The organism is Sorangium sp. So ce296 (genome assembly GCF_051529605.1).
Taxonomy (GTDB): domain Bacteria; phylum Myxococcota_A; class Polyangia; order Polyangiales; family Polyangiaceae; genus Sorangium; species Sorangium cellulosum_D.
In genome coordinates, this window is record NZ_CP150325.1 from 13318329 (window position 1) to 13338101 (window position 19773).

Consider the following 19773-nt stretch of genomic DNA (forward strand, 5'->3'; position numbering starts at 1 on the left):
TAGAATCATTCTTCACATAGCCTGTTCACGCGTGCTTGAGCTCGCTCGTGTCGCGGGCGAGGCTCGACGCACGCGCCGCACGTCGACGGACACGCCTCCGTCGGCAGCGCTCGCATCGGATTGCTGGCAAGCAACGGCGGCTTTCGCCGAGCAACACCGGTGCCCGCGGCTGCGCCAGCCGCGCCGCCAATCTGCGTTACGAGGGGCAACCAGGCACGAACGAGGCGCAGTGCCTGAAAGGAAATCGGCCTCTCGCGTCGTTGATCCTCTGCGTGGTCCCCTCCCCAGGAATCGACCCGGACTACGAAATGTTCACCCCGTGAGCGCCCTGGCGGTGCGCGAGAGCGCCGGCCGTTCCAACCCACTCCGAGGAGATCTTCTTCCCAGTTCTGATCACCTCGTCGGCCAGTACACCTCTGGCCGAAAGATCTCCATGTACCTCTCGGGCGCCGGTAAGGGCGTGAAGCCGAACCTGGCGTAAAGACCGTGCGCGTCCTTGGTGGCGAGCACGAAGCGGCGGACCTTCTTGAGGGTGGGATGCTCTGCCACGAGGCCGACCAGCCATTTGCCGAGCCCCTGCCCGCGGTGCTCCTCGAGCACATACACATCGCAGAGATACGCGAAGGTCGAGTTATCCGTGACCACCCGCGCAAAGCCCACCTGACGATCTTCGTCGAAGAGCCCGAAGCACATCGACCCCTGGAGCGACCGCGCCACCAACTCTCTCGTGATGCCGGCGGACCAGTAGGATCGGGTGAGATAGGCGTGGATGGCGGCGACGTCGAGCTCTTGTGGATTCGTGGACACCCTGTAACGCCCGCGGCGATGCTCGCTCCGCTCTGCTTCGAGCGCGACGGCGCGGCGGCGAGACAACCACCGAGCGACGATCCCGCGAGCCAGGCATTGCCCCGCGTCGATCAGGTGCAAATCGGTCTCGATGTGAGCCTTGATGGCGCTGAGGTCCATGCAGGCGAGGAGGACGGCATCGGCCCCGGCCGACTTCGCCCGCCGGAGCAGGCTGTCCCAGCGCGCGCGGAACAGGGCGGGATCCCTGGAGGTCCTCGTCGCGCCGATCAAGGCGTCCACCTCTCGCTGCCAGTCGACGTCGATCGGCTGGCCGCCGCGCCGGCGAACGCCGTCTTGATAGATGCCGGACTCGACGGTTGGACGTGCCGCGATCAGCGCGATGGAGCGCGCGGGCTCCGGGACGGCGTCGAGCGCGAGCTCGACCATGTTCAGCAGCGGGACGTCGATGCAGGCCGAGAGCTTTGGGTAGTAGATGTGCGCCGTGTTGCAGGGGATCGCGATGAAATCGACGCCGGTCCTGGCCAGGCCCTCGAGCCCCGCGCGGAGGGTGGCCTCCATCGCCGCATGATCCGTGGCGCGATCCGGATAAAAAGGTGCCGGCAGCGAGCAGATCATCATCTTCGGGAAGTCGATATCGTCCTTGGCCCCGTACTGCTCCTGGCACTCCGTGAGCACGAGGTCGATGAACGGGGCCGTCGATCGCGGCCCCATCCCGGCGAGGATTCCGATGGTCAGCTGTTGCATCGTGTTTGGTCCTTCCGCCTTCGATGACATGGCCTGGCCGGCGCAGCTCGAGCGACATCACGCCGACGTGCCACGTCCTGCGTCAACAGGTCAGCTGCGCACCTCCATGCGGGCGCACGGCGGTCTCTCCAGCCCCCCGAGCCTCGACCGTGGACCGCGCCCCGGGCGCTTGGCGGGCACGCTCGACCCCTGCGCGCCCGAGGACCCAGCGCCCATCCCAGGCGTCGCTCGCGCTTCCGCGGTGGCCGGATGAACACGATGTCGGTTGGATGCCACCGAGGACGCCCCCCCATGTGGTGCAGAGTACAGCCAGAGGAGGGACGCGCGCAAGCCCTGCGTCCCCGCTGGTTGTGCTCCCGTCGGGGACGGCGATGTGTGGGCCGTTAAAGTCCGTCTGTGCTGGAACTTGAGCCTAACCGTTCTCGCCTACGTGGGCGGAACCCCGACGTGACGCGTTCGCGATCGCGATCGCCTCCCGGAGCGCCGGCTAGGTGAGACCCGGGAGGGGCCCGGTGCTGTACTCGGGGTCGCCGAAGGTAGTGTCGTCGGTCCCCATCGCGTTCGCGATCGTGACCAGCAGGTCGTTGAGCTGGCGGGGGGAGCCGCCGTTCGCCAGGTAGTCCACGAAGCGGCCGGTGCGGAAGACCCCGCCCGCGCTGCCCGCGAGCAAGAACGGCATGTTCGTGAGCGCGTGCTGCGTCGACTCGCTGATCTCGGTCACCCACAGGACGACGGTGTTGTCGAGGAGGGTGCGATCCCCTTCCTGGTACGAGTCGAGCTTGCCGAGGAAATAGGCGAGCTGCTCGGCGAGCCACGTGTGGATCTTCGAGTACTGCGCCTTACCCTCGGTGTCCCACTGGTGCGAGATGGCGTGGTGGTTCCCCCGGAGATCGAGGAACGGGTAGAGGTGCTCGCTCTCGGCGTACGACCACTGGATCGTGCAGATCCGGGTGAGATCGCAGGCGAGCGCCGCGGCCGCCATGTCCATCTGGAGCTTGCCGATGGCGGGCATGTTCGCGTCGTCCGAGAGGTCGATGCGATTGCCGAGCGCGGGGCCCTGGCAGCTCGTGCCCGGGGTCGGGCCGCCGCCGCTCGACGAGCTGCCGCCGGCCAGGCGCGCCTCGATGTCCTGGATCGACTGCAGGTGCGCGTCGAGCTTCACGCGATCTTCCCGGCCGATGCGCGGCCGCACGTCGGCGATGTCCTCGCGGAGGATGTCGAACACGGTGCGCCGCTGCGCGCGCAGCCGATCCAGCGCTTCGGAGCTGCCCTGGCCCTGGCCCGGCACCGAGGCCCCGAAGAGCTGCTCGAACGTGTCGTAGGGATCTTCGCGCGGCGGGATCGGCTGATCGGGCCCGGCATAGCAGATCCGGCCGCGCACCTCCGCGTCGCGGACCTGGACGCCGAGCTCCAGGGTGCGAAACAGCGTCGGGGGCTTCAGCGTGTTCGCGATGTGCTGGTCGAGCGAGATCCCCGACGACCAGCCGGCGTTGTTCGAGTTGAAGCTCCGGAAATTGCCCCGGAGCAGCGCCCGCCCCGTGAGCAGGCCGCCGATGCCCCGCGCGTGCTCGGAGCCGATGTTGGAGTTGACCACGACGTTCATATTGATCCCGCGCAGCGGGATCAGCTTCGCCTTGAACGGCGAGAGCGGCTGCAAGAGCGGGCTCAGCGTGAAGTTGGTCTCGGTGCCCTGGGGCATCCATTGCGACTCGAGCGTGCCGTTCGGCGTGTAGAACACCACGAAGCGCTTGGGTGCGGTGGTCTCGTCCCCGCGAGCCAGCTCGGAGTTGAGCAGCGGGATCGTCGCCGTCGCCGCCAGCGCGCCCTGGAGCATCCGTCGCCTGGAGATCATTCGCTGTCTCATCTCACTCCTCCTCTGCCGCGATCGCGCTGCGGAACATGAACGCCTCGGTCTGCGTGGTGGCCACGATGAGCTCCACGAGATCGCCCTCGGAGGCGTGGAACCCGCCGCGCAGCTGGTCGAGCGAGCAACCGTCGCCGTCCGTCTCGAAGCGGCCCGACGCGTAGCGGAACCACTGCGTCGCGAGGCACTCGCGGACCTGCTCGCTCCCGGCGAGCCGCTCCGCCAGCTCGCGGACGCCGACGAACGGGCCATCGACGTCCGCGGACCGGAAGATCTCGCCCGAGCTGTCGATGACCTGGCCGCCCTCCTCGGTGCGGTAGGCGCCGACGGCATCGTAGTTCTCGAACGCGAAGCCGATGGGATCCATCAGCTGATGACAGCCGGCGCACGACGCGTCCGAGGAGTGCTGCTGGAACCGCTCGCGCGCCGTGGCGCCCTCCTCGCCCGTGGGCGGCGTGAGGTCGACGTCGTCCGGGGGCGGCGGCGGATCGTAACACAGGAACTTCTGCCGGATCGCCTTGCCGCGCAGGACCGGTGACGTCTGATCCGGGTGCGCATGGACGGCCAGGAACGCGGGCTGCGTGAGCAGCCCGGCGCGCTGCTCGGGCGGGAGCTCGACGAGCTGGGGCGTGGTCGTGCCGGGCGGGACCGACACGCCGTACAGCTCGGCGACCGGCTCGGTGGCAAAGCCGACGGGCAGCGTGAGCAAACTCGACAGCTTCCGGTCCCCCGACCACAGCACGTGCTCGATGAACGCGGGCGTCTCGGCGCGCATCCCCGCGACGAGCTCATCGTCGAACCCGGGGAAGGCGCTCTCCTGCTTGACGATGGTGTCGAGCCTCCCGAGGTTGAGCCACTGCTTGTAGAACTCCGCAATGGCCAGGCGCGCCCGCGGGCTCTCGAGCATCGCGCGGGTTCGCTCGGCGAGCTGCTCGCGGGTCTCGAGCAATCCGGCCTCGGCGGCCGCGAGCAGCTCGTCGTCGGGGCCCGACGCCCAGACGAGATAGGAGAGGCGGGACGCCATCTCATACGGATCGAGGCGCACCTTCGGCGCGGAGCCGTCGAGATCGTGGCGCAGCTCCAGGCGGAACAGGAACTTCGGCGACTGCAGCGCGGCCCGGATGACCACCTCGATCCCCTCGCGCAGCGACCCGCCCGTGCGCCCGGCGTCGTAGGCGCGCATCAGCCGGTCGACGTCCTCTGGCGCGAGCGGCCGGCGGTACGCGCGGCGGCCGAAGGTCTCGATGAACCTCCGCGCGCACGCCGCCTCCGCCTCGGCCTGGCCCTCGACGGCGGCCGGGTCGCACGGCAACAGCTTCGACAGATCGCCCGCCACGGCCTCGGCCGCGAGCGCCTCGGCGGCCAGCAGGTATTTCTCGGCGTGCAGCGACGATATCGTCAGCACCGACGCGTTGTTGTTGAACCCGCCGGCGACCTCGTCCACCGGGAATTGATCGGCAGGGGTAAGCGACGTTCCGAGCAGATCTCGAACCGTGTTGTTGTATTCGAATCGCGTCAGGCGCCGCTGCGGCGCGAGGAGCCGCTCGGTCCCCGCGCACGCCTGCGGACCGCCTTGTCCGGACCCCGGGACGTCCTCCCCGTCCCCCGCGCCCGCCGCCCCGATCGTCCCGTCGCACCCGGCCGCGAGCGTCAGCGCGAGCGTCGCGGTGGTCGCGAGACAGCCTCGCCAGCGACGAACCCTTAAGTCAGCCATACCGTGACCTCCTACCGTCGTTCACCACCTACGGTGAAGTTTCGGCACGCGCTCGGCGACTCGGGCCAAGAAAATTGCACTCACGCCGAAGCAATCGTGTCTCTCCGCGCCGCCGCGCCGAAACCAGGACCGCGATCCCCTGAATGCCCGCGCCGCGGCGCCTTGATCACGAGCGCGCCAGAAATCCGACCGCGCGCGGGCGCCGGGCTGCTCCCCGGGGGAGCGCCGGCGCGCCACGCGACGATCGCGCGCTCCGAAGCATTACGGGGTGTCCTCGACTCCGCTCCTGCCATCTTCGTCATCCGCGGGCGCGGCCGCGCGGGAGGCAGGCAGCCGCAGCCATCCATGCGCGGCGAGGAAGCGGCGCAGCGCCGGGTCGTCGGCGGACAGCGGCGGCAGGTACGGTCCGACGCGCTCGCGGCGCCACCACGCGCCGCTGCCGTCGCCGATGCGGGTGAAGCTGTACCGGTAGAGCTCGGCGCGGATGTACCGGGGCGGCGCGCCGGGAAACGGGTTCGTCCCGAGCAAGCGCTGCGCGCCCGGGTCGCCCGTGAGGAGCTTGTAGATGAAATGAACGAGCCACGGCTCGCTCTCGTAGCTCCCGAACGCGGCGAACCAGATCTGCCAGTCGAGGCGGTAATGGTACGGCGTGATGACGCACGGGCGCCGGCGCACGTCGCCCGGCTTGCACGGCAGGTCGTATTCGAGCCACCGCGTCCCCTCCCCGAGCGCCTCGTCGCTCGTGCCCTCCAGGATCACCTCGTAGCGCTCCCGGCCGACGCTGCCGAACGCGCCATAGGTGTTCACCAGACCGAAGCTGTCGAACGTGGCGTTCATCGCCTGCCGCGGCGAGAGCAGGTTCATGACCGGGCTCACGCTGAGGCAAAGCACCAGGACCGCGAGCAGGGCGGCGGCGGCGCGGTGCGCGCGGGACGGCGAGCGCTCCTGCGAGCACTCCTGGGAGAGCGCCGCGGCGCGCTCCCTGAGCCGCGCCGGGAGGAGCCGGCCGAGGGCGCCGTCGTCGAAGCAGGCGAGCGCCGGGACGATGGTGAGCCAGTTGAGGAACGAGAGGTTGCCGCTCGCGATGAGCAGGACCTGGAAGAGCACGAGGAGCACGCCGGCCGCGTGCCGGGCGCGGCGGGGGCCGAACGCGAACCAGGGGACGACCAGCTCGACGAGGTGATTGAACAGCGCGCCGAGCGCGTGCACCGGCCGCGGGAGCTGGTGAAGGTAATAGCTCAGCGGGTTCGGCACCGGCTGCGTCTCGTAATGATAGACAAGGCACGAGAGGTCGCGCCAGCACGGGTCGCCCCGGAGCTTGATGAGGCCGGCGCCGAGCATGATCCGGAAGATGAGCCAGCGGAAGAGCCAGATCACCACGACCGGCGGCGGCGGCGACCGGAACGGGCGGAGGCCGCGCACGGGACAGAGGAAGATGGCTAGAAAGCCGGTCTCGGCGAGCTGGTGCTCCCAGCCATAGCCATAGAAGACCTGCCCGATGTGCACGAACGAGAGGTAAAGCGCCCAGAGCGCGAGCTGCACGATCGCGTTGGTGACGCCGGCGCACACGGCGAGCGACAGCGCGACGCCGGCCCACGCGGCGGCGAGGAGGACGCCCTCGGAGGCGCCGAGCCACAGAAAGAGCGTGGGGAGCCGGCGGAACGCGGCGCCGGGCGAGCCGGTCACGGCGAGGAGGCGCTCGAGGAACCGGTCCGCCGGCAGGAGCCCGTCCGGGCCGAGGAGCGGGCCGAGCTGCCGGGCGAGCGAGAAGAACGCGATGAAGTAGACGAAGCCGAGCAGGCGGAGCAGGACGAAGCGCGTCAGCAGGTACGTGCGCGGAGGGCCGAGGAAGCGGCGGAGCGGGTGGCTCCGGATGCGGCGGAGGAACGCGCCGTCGTCTTCGTCGGCCGGCGCTGCTTCGTCGGCCGTCGCTGCGGCGGGGGGCGGTGCTTCGCGAGCCATCGGGCGCGAGAGGATAGCCCCCCTGCGCGCCGGTCATCCACCGCGCTTCATCGTGGCATGGATGAGCCCGTGCGGCTCGTCGACGGGGACGAAGATCTCGTTGTCGTTGCCGAACCCGAAGGGCGAGAGATCGACGAGCAAGCAATGCTTGTTCGGCAGCGAGAGGCTCAGCTCGTCGACGGCCGGGCACGCCGCGAGCACGGCCTCCCCGAGCGCGTGGATGGTGTGCTGCACCGAGAGGCTGTGTTGCTCGGCGAACGTCTCGAGCAGGGCGCGTCGGGCGCGCTCCCAGGTCGCCGTGGGGGCCTCGTCGCGGGCCGCCGCGCGCCATCGCGCCAGGATGAGCGTGGAGAGGATGCGGTCCTCCGTCTCCTTGAGCGTCGTGTACTTGTCGCGCGGGAAGCCCGAGAACGCCGAGCCGCCGGTCTTGAGGACGAGCAGATCCTCGATGCCGGACACGATCTCGACCCCGCCGGGCCCCGCCGTGATCTCCGCGGTCCGCCGCTCGGCCCCGGCGCGGACGAAGGCGTGCCGGTGCGGCGCGCCGCCCGCGTCGATGCGCGACCAGACGTTCTCCGCGATGGCGACCCGCGCCCGCCGGGTGTGGGCCTTCCCGAGGAAGTGCTCGGCGAGCAGGACGCCGAAGTCCTCGATCGGCTCGACCGGGTGGCCCTTGGCGAGGGCGTACACGGTGTTCTTCATCGTGTCCGTGGGCAGCACCTTGCTGTTGTCGCCCCGCGTGTAGGCGTCGTCGAAATCGCCCTCGAGCTGGATGTCGACGTCGATGTCGGTGAGCTCGTGCCGCCCGTCCGCGCGGCGGACCTTGACGAGCCGCACCCTCGATTTGCCGTAGCTGTTCCGCACCAAGGAGATCGACATCGTTCTTCAGCTCCCGCGCCCGGGCAACGACGCTTCGTTGCGATGCGAGAGATACCGTACCTTGAAGCGGGACGCCCGCTCAAGCCCGGCGGGCAGCCGGCGCGGGCAGCGCCCGCGGGAAGGCGCGCGCCGCCCGCCGGAACGCCCCGGGCGGGCTCGTGCGATACGGGACGTGCGCCGGCGAGCGCGCGTCGCAAGATGGGTCGATATGGCGATCGCAGAGCGCGACAGGGCGGCGGATCGACTCCTCGCCTCCCGCGAAGCATTGACGGCAGCCGCGCTCGGGCGCCTGCAGGGCGCGGCGGCCGCGCAGGTCGCCCCCAGCGCCCGCGAGGCCCTCGCGCGGTGCGACCTGGACCTCGGCGCGCACATCGACGCGCTCGCGGCGGCGCTGCGCGCCGGGGTCGACGAGGAGCTCGGCGAGCACTGCGCCTTCGCGGCGGTGCTCCTCGAGGGGCTCGGCGTGCCTAGGAGCGCGCTCGCCGCCGCGCTGGAAGCGCTCGGCGAGAGCATCGGCGAGCAGCTCGACCCGGCGCTCGCCGCGCTCGCGCAAGGCGTCCTCGCCGCCGGCCGGCGGCGCCTCGGCGGCGCGCCCCTCGTGACGCCGGCCGCGCTGGCGGCCGTCCCCCCGGCCGGTCCCGCGCCCGGCGAGGCCGCCTCGGCGGCGGAGGCGCTCCGCATGTCGGCGGCGCGCGTCGCCGCGATGAGCGTGGCGCTCAGCTACGCGCGGCGGCCGGCGGACGCGCTCGCCCACGGCGAGCGGCGCGCCCGCTGCCTGGAGGACGCCCGGCGCCACCTCGCGCAGCTCGCCGCGGCCGTCGAGCTGGGGTCGCCCGAGCTCTTCAGCGCGTACGCCGACTGGGCGCAGGCGCTGCTCGTCGGCTTCGGCCTCGACCCCGCCGAGCTCGTGGGCCACCTCGGCGCGCTCGGCGACGTCCTCGCGATCGCGCTGCCGGAGCACCTCGCCGAGGCGCCGCGGAGGTACCTGTCCGCGGCGATCGATCGGCTCACCTCGGTGCGCGTCGAGCCTCCGAGCTTCGTCCGGCCCGAGGCCCCGCTCGGCGTGCTCGCGTGCGGCTACCTCGACGCGCTCCTCCAGCGGGACCGGCGGCAGGCCATGAGGCTCATCCGGGAGGCGGTCGAGCTGGGCACGCCGATCGGGGACATCTATGCTCACGTCCTGCAGCCGTGCCAGTACGAGGTGGGCCGGCTGTGGCAGATCCATCAGCTCAGCATCGCCGAGGAGCACTACTGCACGGCGGTCACCCAGATGGTCATCAATCAGCTGTATCCGCTCGTCCCGAGCTCCGATCGCGCCGGCCTACGGCTCGTGGCCACCGCGGTCGACGGCAACCTCCACGAGATCGGCGCGCGCTTCGTCGCCGATTTCTTCGAGATGGCGGGGTGGGACACCTTCTATCTCGGGGCCAGCACGCCGGCCCAGGACGTGATCGACGCGGTCGTCCGCTGCAACGCCCACGTCCTCGCGGTCTCGGCCGCGCTCGGCGAGCACCTCGCGAGCGTCGGCGATCTCATCGCCGCCGCGCGCCGCGACGAGCGGTGCAAGGGGGTCGTCGTCCTGGCCGGCGGCCGGCCGTTCTGCGCCGTTTCCGACCTCTGGAGGCAGGTCGGCGCCGACGGCTCGGCGTTCACCGCCAAGGGGGCCGTTGGCGCGGCGGAGCAGCTCCTCACCGCGCGCGCCGCATGACCCTGCCCGGCGCGCCCCGGCGCCGAGCCCGCGAGCGCGGGCGAGCGGCTGCGGCGCCAGCGCGGTGCGTTTCGTCTAGCGAGCTTCGCGCCGGCCTGCCAAGAACAGGTCGTTCCCACCGGAACAAGAGGCCCGAAGTCCGATGGCACCGCGCGAGCCGCGAAGCACAGGAGATGACGAAGAAGAGATGGGATTGGCCCTGCCGGTGACAGGGCAGCTCGACGGCAGGGTCGCAGAGCTCGCCGGCTCGTTCCTCATGGACTCCACCGCGCTCGCGGTGGGCGTGTTCGCGCCGGACGGCGCGCCCCGGCTCGCGAACCGCGGCATGCGCCGGCTGCTCGGGCGCGCGGATGAGCCGGCCCGCCTCGTCAGCCCGAGCATTCCGCAGCTCGCCGGGGCGGCGCGCGGCGACGACGCGCCGGTCCACCGCGGCATCCTGCACTTCGGGGATCTCCGCTCGATCGCGCACAGCGTCCGCGGCGAGGTGTGGCGGATCGACGATGCGCTGCTGATCCTCGCCGAGTTCGACGTCGTCGAGCTCGAGCGCGTGGTCGCCGAGGTGTCCGCGCTCAACTCGAGGATCACGAGCCTCCAGCGGCGGCTCGTGTCCGAGCAGAAGGCGCTCGAGAGGTCGCTCGGGCAGCTGCGCGCCACGCAATCGATGCTCGTCCACTCGGAGAAGATGAACGCCCTCGGCAAGCTCGCCGCCGGCGTGGCCCACGAGATCAACAACCCCCTCGCCTTCGTCCGCAGCAACGTGCACACCCTGGGAGCGTCGCTCGTGCGGCTGTTCGCCGCCTACGAGGCGCTCGAGGCGGCCGCGCTCGGCGAGCGCCCGGGCGACGTGGCGGGCGTCGCCGCGGCGCTCCGCGAGGACGCCGACCTCGAGTTTCTCCGCGAGGACGCGGGCGATCTCGTGAAAGGCACCCTCGGCGGCCTCGCGCGCGTGCAGAAGATCGTCGAGGATCTCAGGACCTTCGCGCGGCTCGACCAGGCGGAGGTGGAGCGCTCCGACCTGCGGGAGAGCCTGGAGAGCACCCTCGCGATCGCGGGCCCAGCGCTGCGGAGCGGCGGCGTCCAGGTGACGGTGGCGTGGGACGACCTGCCGAAGGTGCGGTGCAAGCCGGCGGAGCTCAGCCAGGTGTTCCTGAACCTGCTCATCAACGCGGCCCAGGCGGTCGAGTGCCGCGGCCCGGGGAACGGCCGCATCGCGATCCGCGCGCGGGACGAGGGGCGCCAGGTCGCCCTCGAGTTCGAGGACAACGGCGCCGGGATGACCGATGACGTCCTCGGCAGGATCTTCGATCCGTTCTTCACGACCAAGCCCGTCGGCCAGGGCACGGGGCTCGGCCTCACGATCTCGCACAAGATCGTCGTGGATCAGCACGGGGGCACGCTCGCGGTCCGCTCGACCCCGGGGGCCGGGAGCACCTTCACGATCACGCTGCCGAAGGAGCTCGATCGATGACGAGCACGCCCGGCGAGCGCCGCGCCCTGCTCATCGTGGACGACGAGCGCGAGACCCTGAAGGCGCTCCGCCGCGAGCTCCGGCGCGACTACGAGGTCCTCACCGCGGAGAGCGCCGAAGAGGGCCATGCGCTCCTGCGTGCGCGGGCCATCCCCGTCGTCCTCAGCGATCAGCGGATGCCGGGCATGACGGGCACGGAATTCTACGCGGCGGTCAAGGCCGAGTTTCCGGAGACCGTCCGGCTCCTCATGACGGCCTATGCGGACACGAACGCGGCGATCCAGGCCATCAACGACGGCGGCGTGTACCGGTTCATCGCCAAGCCGTGGGATCCGCCGGCGCTCGCCGCCGTCGTGCGGGACGCGTTCGCCCAGCACGATCGGCTCTGCGACCGCAATCGGCGCCTCGATCGCCTGGAGGCGAGCGCCGAGACGCTCCGCAGGGAGAACGAGCGGCTCGCCGAGCAGAGCCAGCGGAGCCATGAGCTCGTTGGCATCGCCGCGCACGATCTGCGCAATCCGATCGCGGCGATCCAGTGGTTCTCGGCGATGCAGCTCGGGGGCGCCTCCGCCGGGCGCGAGGACGCGCGCCGCCACCTCTTGAAGATCCAGGCCAACGCCGAGTTCGCGCTGCAGCTGCTCGAGGATCTGCTCGACATCACGACGCTCGAGCACGGGAGCATCGCGCTTCGCCTGCAGGACGCCGACCTGCGCGGCCTGATCGCGGCGGCGATATCGCTGAACGAGCACGGCGCCCGCCGCAAGCAGATCGCCCTGGCCATCGACGCGCCCGCCGATCTCCCGCCCGTCCGCTGCGACGTCGAGCGGATCGAGCAGGTCTTGAGCAACCTGCTCAGCAACGCCTTCAAGTTCTCTCATCCGGGCACGACGGTGACGGTGCGCGCGCGGCGGCTCGGCCAGGCGGTCGAGGTGGTGATCGAAGATCAGGGCCTCGGCATCCGCCCGGAGGAGATCAGCGGCCTGTTCTGCAAGTTCCGGAGGGCGAGCACCCGGACGACGGGCGGCGAGAAGAGCACGGGGCTCGGCCTCTCGATCTGCAAGAACCTCGTCGAGCGCCACGGCGGCGCGATCCGCGTGGAGAGCGAGCTCGGCCGGGGAACGCGGGTGTTCTTCACGCTACCGCTGGCCGTCGAGAGGAGCAGCTGAAACGACGCAGCTTTCTTCGAGCGCGATTCGCGGTCGCCTAGCATGCGCGCTCCTGCTCCAGGAGCGAAGGCATGCGGCGCACTCCCCTCTGGTTATCGATCGTGACCTCGGCGCCCCTCGCGGCGGCGGCAGCCTGCGGCGACGACGAAGGCGCAGGCAGCGGCGGTGATGGCGGCGCTGGCGCGGCCAGCAGCTCGAGCACGGCGGGCGGCGACGGCGGCTCGGGTGGCGACGGCGGCTCGGGCGGCTCAGGCGGCCGCTCTGGCCGTCGTACGAGTGCGATCTCAAAGGCGTCTGCGACCCCGCGGACGCCAAGAACACCATCGCGCTGCCGGACACCTGCAACGAGATCGATATCCTGACCGACCCGCTCTGGTCGTCCGTGCCCTACATGAAGGCGCGTTCTTCTTCCGCGAGGTGGCCGACGCGATCGGCGTCGGCGCGCTTGACCAGGCCCTCGGGGACTTCTACAGGGCGAACGTGGGGACCGCCGCGCGGACGCAGGACCTCATCGACGTCACCAAGGCAGCGACGGACAGCGCCGGCGCCGTCGCGGTCGACGCGCTCGCCGACGCGTGGCTCCGCACGCTGGAGTGCCCGATCGACGTCTCGACCCTCTGCCCCACCTAGAGCCCTGCCATGTGGACCGATACCCGCCTCACCCGACAGCTCGGCCTCCGTCTCCCGATCATCCAGGGCCCCTTCGGGGGCGGCCTGTCCACCACCGCCCTCGCGGCCGCCGTCTCGAACGCCGGCGGGCTCGGCTCCTTCGGGGCGCACGCCCTGACGCCATCGCAGATCGGCGACCTCATCCCCGAGCTCCGGCGGCTCACGCCGCACCCGTTCGCGGTCAACCTCTGGGTGCCCCAGCCCGGCGAGCCCACCACCATCAACGCGGCGGAGCTCGAGCGGCACGTGGCGCGCCTGCGCCCCATGCTGCGGCAGCTCGACCTGCCCGACCCCGAGGTGCCCAGCGCGTTCGCCCCGCGCTTCGAGGAGCAGGTCGAGGCCGCGCTCGAGGCGAGGCCGCAAGCCCTGAGCTTCGTCATGGGGGTCCCGCCCGCCCCGGTCATCGAGGGCGCGAAGGCGCGCGGGATCGCCGTCATCGGCACCGCCACCACGGTCGACGAGGCGGTCGCGCTCGACCAGGCCGGGGTCGACATCATCGTCGCCTCGGGCAGCGACGCGGGCGGACATCGGGGCGCGTTCCTGCGGCCCGTGCGGGAGTCGCTGGTCGGCACGCTGTCGCTCGTCCCGCAGGTGGTGGACGCGGTGCGGGCCCCGGTGGTCGCCGCGGGCGGCATCGCCGACGGCCGCGGCGTCGCGGCGGCGCTCGCGCTCGGCGCCAGCGGGGTGCAGATCGGGACGGCGTTCCTCGCCTGCGAGGAGTCGGGGGCGAGCGCCGGCCACCGCGGCGCGCTGGCCTCGCCGCGCGCGCGCACGACCGTGCTCACCCGCGTGTTCTCCGGCCGCACGGCGCGGGGCATCCCCAACGCGTTCGTCGAGGCCCTGACGCCGCACGAGCACGAGATCCCGGAGTATCCGGTCCAGAACTGGCTCACGCAGCCGATCCGCCGGGCCGCGGCGGCGGCGGGGCGCGAGGACTACCTGTCGCTCTGGGCCGGGCAGAGCGCCGCCCTCGCCAGGCCGCGGCCGGCGGCCGAGCTCGTGGCGGCGCTCGTCGAGCAGGCCGAGCAGGTGATCCGCGGGCTCATGCAGCCCTGACGGGGGTTCGCCCGCGCCGCCCTGGCCTTACCAGCTCACGGTGTCGTTTCGCGTGAGCGTCCCGCCGGACGCCGGGGTGTTCAGCGTGCGATTGCCCCCGCCGGGCAGGTTCTCCCAGGTGACGGAGCCATCGAAGTTCGTGCGGAAGTACTTGTACTGCACGACGCTGCTGACCGGCAGGTTGACGCGGTTCGTCCACACCGGGTAGCTGCGCGGATCGACCGGAATGGCGAGAGCGGTATTCCAGCTGCCGAGCGCCGGCGTGTTGCCGGTGACGTACACGTGCTGGCCGACCACGGTGCTCGCGGTCACGTTGAACACGACGCTGGCCTGGCCGGACGCGGGCGGCACGACGCAGGCGTTGTAGCGGCTGCAGACCACCGACGGGATGTCGACGACCTTCCCCGCGCGGATCGACGCCAGCAGGCTGATGTACTCGCCCATGGCCCAGTTCAGCGGGCTCATCGACCTCGTCGGGGTGCCCGCCGTGGCGTTCGACGGCTTCTCGACGATCCAGCCGGTGACGTTCGTCGTCTCGCTCCACACCTGCTCCGGGATGAAGCCCTGCGGCGTCGAGAACGCCTTCACCGCGGCGAGGTAGGTGCTGCCCTGGCTGCCGAGGCCCGAGAGGGCGATCTCATACATGCCGCGCTCGGCCGTGAAGATGGGCCACAGCCGGCCCCGGCCGCCGTCGCCGTCGAAGTTGCCGCCGCCGTTCTCCTCACCGTACGCGTCGTAGTTGTAGCGGAACCAGGCGTCGCCCTTGCCGGGGATGTTCCGCTTCAGGACCTTGTCGTAGATCTTCATCGTCGCGACGATCGACGCATCGTCCGGGCGCTTCACCCCCATCCTCACGAGCTCGAGGAACCCGCCGTCGACGATGTAGCGCTGGTCGTGCGTACCGCCGCCGTTGCCGATCGTGACGGGGATCGCCGCGTCCGGCCCGGCCACGGGGTTATACCGCTGCGGCCCTGTTCCGGTGTTGCCCGGCAGCGACGGGTTGATGCGAACATGATAGCTGTGCTGGCCGTTCACGTCGTGAAACCCGGTGGTCGTGAACGTCCAGCGGTCGACGTTCTGCTGCCAGAAGTCGGCGGCGGCCATGTAGCGGGCCGCGCTCGTCGTGTCGCCGTTGTCGCGCGCGATCGCGGCGGCGCAGACGAGGCCGGCGATCTCGGCGGCGATCGTCGACGGCGAGTACCCGGAGTTCTCCTCCCAGCGCTCCTGCTGCGTCCAGGGGCCGGTGTTGACGATGTAGTCGGCCGTCAACTTGATCTTCGGCCACAGCGGGTTGTACACCGACGGGCCGAGGCGCCAGGCGAGGATGATCGGCATCGCCTGCTCATCCATCTGCGTGCCCTGCCAGTACTGCCACCCGCTGACCCAGGCGTTCTGCGGGAAGCGGCCGACGCGGCTGTAGCCCTGCGGGCAGCTCGGCGCGTTGTACTCGCCGTCCCCGCAGTCGCTCGACTGCTGGAGCGTGTTGAACAGGTAATTGACCACCGAGGTCGCGGTCGCCGTGTCCCCGGCCGTCACCAGCGCGCTGGCGAACTTGAACAGATCGCGCGGCCAGACCAGGTGATAGCCGCCGTTGTTGGCGTCGCCGTTGGTCTCGCCCCACGGCGTGCCCATGCCGGCGATCATGGCGCCGTTCGACTTGTCCTGGATCGTCTTCAGCGACATCGCCGCGAGGTAATACTGGTCGTCGGCGGTGCCGCCCTGGCTGTTGAGCCCGCTCGCGTAGCCGTTCCACCCGCTGTCGTAGGTGGTTCGCAGGGTGGTCAGGTTGCTGCCGAGCGTCGCGTTCGCGGTGGTCGTCGCCTCCGCCTCGGTGGCGCCGAAGGCGAGCACCACGTCGAACGAGACGCTGGTGACCGCGCTCGCGCCGAGATCGACCCAGCCCATCTGCGCCACGTTGCCGCCGCTCGCGAGGTCGTTGCGCCAGCTCATCGTCTTGTCCGAGCTGCCGCCGAGCAGGTCGGTCCAGCCGTCGGTCGCGCCGACGAAGCCGCTCGACACCATCGGCAGGCCGCCGCTCGTCTGCGTCTTCCACGGTTGCGAGGTGGCGAGCGCCGAGAAGCGGCTGTTCTCCGAGGCGACGAGCATCGTGCGCCCGCCCGCCGCCACGGTCTTCGACGTGTCGCTGCCCCCGGAGTTGTCCATGGCCGGGTTGTGGAGCAGGTAGAGGTTGAACTGGGTGACGTTCCTGCCGTTCAGCGCGTCGAACTGGACGCGCTGGATGAGCGCGTTGCGCCCCGGATCGGTGAAGATGCTCTTGGTGATCCGCCAGTTGTGGGCGACGTTGCTGGTCACCGCCTGCCACCGCATGGAGCGCTTGTCCGGCTGGGTGACGGTGTAGCTCTGCTGCTTCTCCTCGTCGACGAAGGTCTTCGCCGTATCGCCCACCATGAACTGCAGGTCGACGGTGTTGACCGTGTCGAGCACCGGATAGAACACCTCGGACACGATGCCCCGGTACCCGGTGAAGTAGACCCGCGAGGCCGAGGTCGTCGACGTGCCGAGGAACGACTTCTCGGCAGGCCCCCACACCGACGCTGCCCCTGCGCCGGCGGCGCTGAGGCCGCCGCCGGCGGCTCTCAGATCGCTCGCCGGCGCCTCGCCGCCGTGTTCGAACGGGACGGCCGACGCCTCGAACGAGGCCTCGTCCGCGCCGACCGCACAGCCCGCGAGCGCCAGTGCCAGATGCAAAATTGTAGCACCACAAGAAATCCGGTTCCGCATCACGCCATCCCCTTTCCACCCGGGCAGCCGCCGCGTGAGGGCTCTCCACGGCTGCCGTAAGCCAGCGACTTGATTGATGTTTCCACGTGGTGCAGGCGATCCGCGACAGCGGCCCCCTGCGCTCTGCTCGCTCCTGCGCCGCGTGGAACGCCGGCAATTTTTCAGCTTAGCACGCGAACAACGCGCCCTCGCGCGCCGCCATGCCGGGCTCCACGCGAGGACCGCGGCGATGCGCATTACGCATCGTGTCGACGCGGCGAGGCGCGTCCCGTACCGTCCCGGGGTCGGAGCCGGCGACGTGGATCGACGCAAGGAGCATGGGCGATGCGAAAGGCGTGGTGTGGGCTCGGGGCGGCCGTGCTGGGGCTGGGCGCGTGCGCCGAGACGACCGTGGACCCGAGCGGCGGTGGCGGCGCCGCCCCGCTCGCCGCGGGCGGAGGGGGGCGCGGCGGCGGGAGCGATGGCGACGGCGGCGGCGCGGAGCTCCCAGTGGGCTCGTGCCGTCCGCCGGTCGAGGCTCGGCCTTTCGACAAGGGCATCTGGACCCTGGAGCTGAACTCCATCGCATTCGACCGCTCTGGCAACCTCGGCATGACGGGGATAGCGCAACAGCGTATCGATCTCGGCGGCGGCGTGCTCCAGCCCGGAGGGGGCATGGATGTCGTCGTGGCGAAGCTCGATGCCGCGGGGAACCACGTTTTCAGCAAGGTCTTCGGCAACCGGAGCGACCAGCGCGGCGACAGCATCGCGTTCGATTCCCGGTGCAACATGCTCCTCGGAGGAACATTCGCCGGCGCGATGGACCTCGGCGGCGCGACGCTCACCGGAGGCAGATCCCTCTTCGTGGCGAAGCTCGATGGCGCCGGCAATCACATCTGGAGCAAGCGGCTCGACGGCGCATCCGGGATGAAACCGCTCTTCCTCTACATGGCCGTCGATCCGACGACCGATGACGTGGTGCTCGCGGGAGATCTCGAGGGGACCATCGACTTCGGTGGAGCGTCGTTGACGAACACGAGCGACGGCCAGCGGCCCGCCTTCGTGGCCAAGCTGAACGCCGCGGGGCAGCACGTGTGGAGCAAGCAGTTCGTGGGCACCGTCAACGTTCGTGGGCTCGGTGTTGACTCTTCTGGAGAGGTGATCATCACGGGAGGTCAAGGCGGCTCCGTCGACTTTGGAGGAGGTCCGCTCGGACCGGACGATCGACTCGCTTCCGGGCTGTTCCTCGTACGGCTCGACGCGTCGGGAAGCCACCGCTGGAGCAAACGATGGGAAGCCACCAACAACGGCACCATCAGCCGAGGGTTGGCGATCGACCCGAGCGGCGCCGCGCTCATCGCAGGCTCGACGGAGTGCGGCATCGATCTGGGCGGCGGCCTGCTGGAGACCGTCGAATGTCGGCGCAGCGCGTACGTGGCCAAGTTCGATGCCGAGGGCGCCCACCAGCTCAGCCGGCTCCTCGGCAGCAGCAAGCTTTCAGGAGCGGAGAGCCTCGGGATCGGTCCTGATGGACGGGCCTTCATTGCGGGCATGTTCGGCGGGACGATGGAGGTCGACGGCAGGGTGCTCACCGCGGACGCTGACGATGGCGCCGGCTTCGTCGTGCAGCTCTCTGCGGATGGATCTATCTCGCAGAGCAGGACAGTCGTGGGTAGCCTTCAGATGCTCCATCGGCTCGCCATCGATCCCGAAGGGCATGTCGCCGTGCTAGGGAGAACGTGGGACGACGTCGAGCTGGAGAGCGGACCTCAGCTCGGTCGCGGCGACTTCGTGACGAAGTTCGACATCGAAGCGCCGTGATCGGATGGCCGCGCCGGCGGCTCGCCGGCCTACGAGCTCACGAGCCAACCACCTTGCGCCGCGCCGCCGCGTAGCGCTTGGCCAGCTCGTCCGCGATGACGCCGATCAGGATGACGGCGCCGATGACCGCGAACTCGATCTGGGTCGGGACCCCCAGCATGTTGATCGAGTTGCGCAGCACCTGCATCAGCGCCGTGCCGAGGATCACGCCCATCACCGCCCCCTCGCCGCCGCGCAGGCTGAAGCCGCCCAGCACGGCCGCGGCGATGGCGTAGAGCTCGTAGAAGTTGCCGAAATCGACCGGCTGGGCCGAGTTGACCTCCAGCGCGAACAGCATGCCCCCGAAGCAGGAGAGCACCGAGCAGAGGACATAGGCGAGGATCGTCATCCTGTCGGTGTCGACACCGCTGTAGCGGGCGGCCTGCTCGTTGCGGCCGAGCGCCATCAGATAACGGCCGTAGATGGTGCGGTTCAGGAAGATCGACGCCGCGACCGCGATCCCGAGGAACAGGAGGAACGGCATCGGGATGTCGATCCACGTGATCGGATCGAGGCGCGTCCTCGCGCCCGTGAACGGGTTCACCGCGTAGGGGCTGAAGCGGCCCTCCGAGATCCACGAGAGGAACGGCACCGGGATGGCGAACGGGCTGCCGACCGACAGGTACCGCAGCGACTCGAACCCGACGCCGAACCCCTGCGTCTGATCGCCCGAGATCCCGCGCGCGGTGCCCCGGTAGAGCAGGAGCCCGCAGAGCGTCACCACGAACGGCTGGAGCCGGAGCTTCGTGATGAGCAGCCCGTGCGCGAGCCCGATGCACAGCGAGATGCCGAGCAAGAGCGGCACCGCCAGCGCGGGCGACCAGCGCTCCACCGCGAGGAGCCACGGCAGCATGCAGCCGGCGAGCGCCACGACCGAGCCGATCGACAGGTCGATGCCGCCCGTGATGATCACGAAGCCGGCGCCGATGCTGAGGATGCCGAACAGCGCGGTCCGCCGGATCAGGTTCTCGAGGTTGTCGGCCAGGAGGAACCTGCCGTTCAGGAGCGCGGTCCCGAGCGACACGGCGACGAGCAGCCAGAAGACGCCGAGCACCTTCCGCCGCGTGCTCGTCGCGAGCGGCGCGGGCGCGGCAGGCGCGTTGTCGCGCGCGCGCGTCAGGAGATCACGAGTCGTCGTCACAGGCATGCTCCTCT

13 protein-coding genes are annotated in these 19773 nt (G+C 70.6%); 6 read left to right on the forward strand and 7 right to left on the reverse strand.

The window, feature by feature from the left end:
• Positions 1 to 393 precede the first annotated feature (393 nt).
• From WME98_RS49205 to pucL, 5 genes are all read right to left on the reverse strand, one after another.
• Positions 394 to 1551, reverse strand: coding sequence for a GNAT family N-acetyltransferase (locus WME98_RS49205; protein WP_437948435.1), 1158 nt, complete (start codon positions 1549 to 1551; stop codon positions 394 to 396).
• A gap of 487 nt (positions 1552 to 2038) precedes the next feature.
• A complete protein-coding gene (locus tag WME98_RS49210; RefSeq protein WP_437948436.1) occupies positions 2039 to 3403 on the reverse strand; it encodes a DUF1552 domain-containing protein in 1365 nt (454 codons plus the stop codon).
• 13 nt (positions 3404 to 3416) lie between these two features.
• Entirely contained in the window at positions 3417 to 5129 is a 1713-nt protein-coding gene (locus WME98_RS49215) for a DUF1592 domain-containing protein (RefSeq protein WP_437948437.1), read from the reverse strand.
• A gap of 261 nt (positions 5130 to 5390) precedes the next feature.
• A complete protein-coding gene (locus WME98_RS49220) occupies positions 5391 to 7091 on the reverse strand; it encodes a lipase maturation factor family protein (protein WP_437948438.1) in 1701 nt (566 codons plus the stop codon).
• 33 nt (positions 7092 to 7124) lie between these two features.
• The gene (gene pucL / locus WME98_RS49225; protein ID WP_437948439.1) at positions 7125 to 7970 is read right to left on the reverse strand and encodes a factor-independent urate hydroxylase; all 846 of its coding nucleotides are present in this window, start codon (positions 7968 to 7970) and stop codon (positions 7125 to 7127) included.
• Between the two features lie 208 nt (positions 7971 to 8178).
• Between pucL and WME98_RS49230 the strand changes: the two genes are divergently transcribed.
• The 5 genes from WME98_RS49230 to WME98_RS49250 all read left to right on the forward strand — a co-directional run bounded on the left by WME98_RS49230 (position 8179) and on the right by WME98_RS49250 (position 14037).
• Positions 8179 to 9678, forward strand: a complete 1500-nt coding sequence (locus WME98_RS49230; RefSeq protein ID WP_437948440.1) for a cobalamin B12-binding domain-containing protein — start codon at positions 8179 to 8181, stop codon at positions 9676 to 9678.
• 187 nt (positions 9679 to 9865) lie between these two features.
• Entirely contained in the window at positions 9866 to 11146 is a 1281-nt protein-coding gene (locus tag WME98_RS49235; RefSeq protein WP_437948441.1) for a sensor histidine kinase, read from the forward strand.
• A complete protein-coding gene (locus tag WME98_RS49240; RefSeq protein WP_437948442.1) occupies positions 11143 to 12312 on the forward strand; it encodes an ATP-binding protein in 1170 nt (389 codons plus the stop codon). The genes WME98_RS49235 and WME98_RS49240 overlap by 4 nt, the downstream gene beginning before the upstream one ends.
• Positions 12313 to 12729: 417 nt before the next feature.
• The gene (locus WME98_RS49245; RefSeq protein ID WP_437948443.1) at positions 12730 to 12942 is read left to right on the forward strand and encodes a hypothetical protein; all 213 of its coding nucleotides are present in this window, start codon (positions 12730 to 12732) and stop codon (positions 12940 to 12942) included.
• Positions 12943 to 12951: 9 nt separating this feature from the next.
• Complete coding sequence (locus tag WME98_RS49250) at positions 12952 to 14037, forward strand: NAD(P)H-dependent flavin oxidoreductase (RefSeq protein WP_437948444.1); 1086 nt, start codon at positions 12952 to 12954, stop codon at positions 14035 to 14037.
• Between the two features lie 27 nt (positions 14038 to 14064).
• On the opposite strand, the gene WME98_RS49255 is transcribed toward WME98_RS49250, so the two are convergent.
• Complete coding sequence (locus WME98_RS49255) at positions 14065 to 16638, reverse strand: glycoside hydrolase family 15 protein (protein ID WP_437954124.1); 2574 nt, start codon at positions 16636 to 16638, stop codon at positions 14065 to 14067.
• Between the two features lie 465 nt (positions 16639 to 17103).
• Here WME98_RS49255 and WME98_RS49260 point away from each other — a divergent pair, with 465 nt between their 5' ends.
• Complete coding sequence (locus tag WME98_RS49260) at positions 17104 to 18579, forward strand: hypothetical protein (protein ID WP_437948445.1); 1476 nt, start codon at positions 17104 to 17106, stop codon at positions 18577 to 18579.
• A gap of 37 nt (positions 18580 to 18616) precedes the next feature.
• Here the strand turns inward: WME98_RS49260 and WME98_RS49265 are convergent, their stop codons facing one another.
• The gene (locus tag WME98_RS49265) at positions 18617 to 19765 is read right to left on the reverse strand and encodes an ABC transporter permease (protein ID WP_437948446.1); all 1149 of its coding nucleotides are present in this window, start codon (positions 19763 to 19765) and stop codon (positions 18617 to 18619) included.
• Between the last annotated feature and the right edge of the window lie 8 nt (positions 19766 to 19773).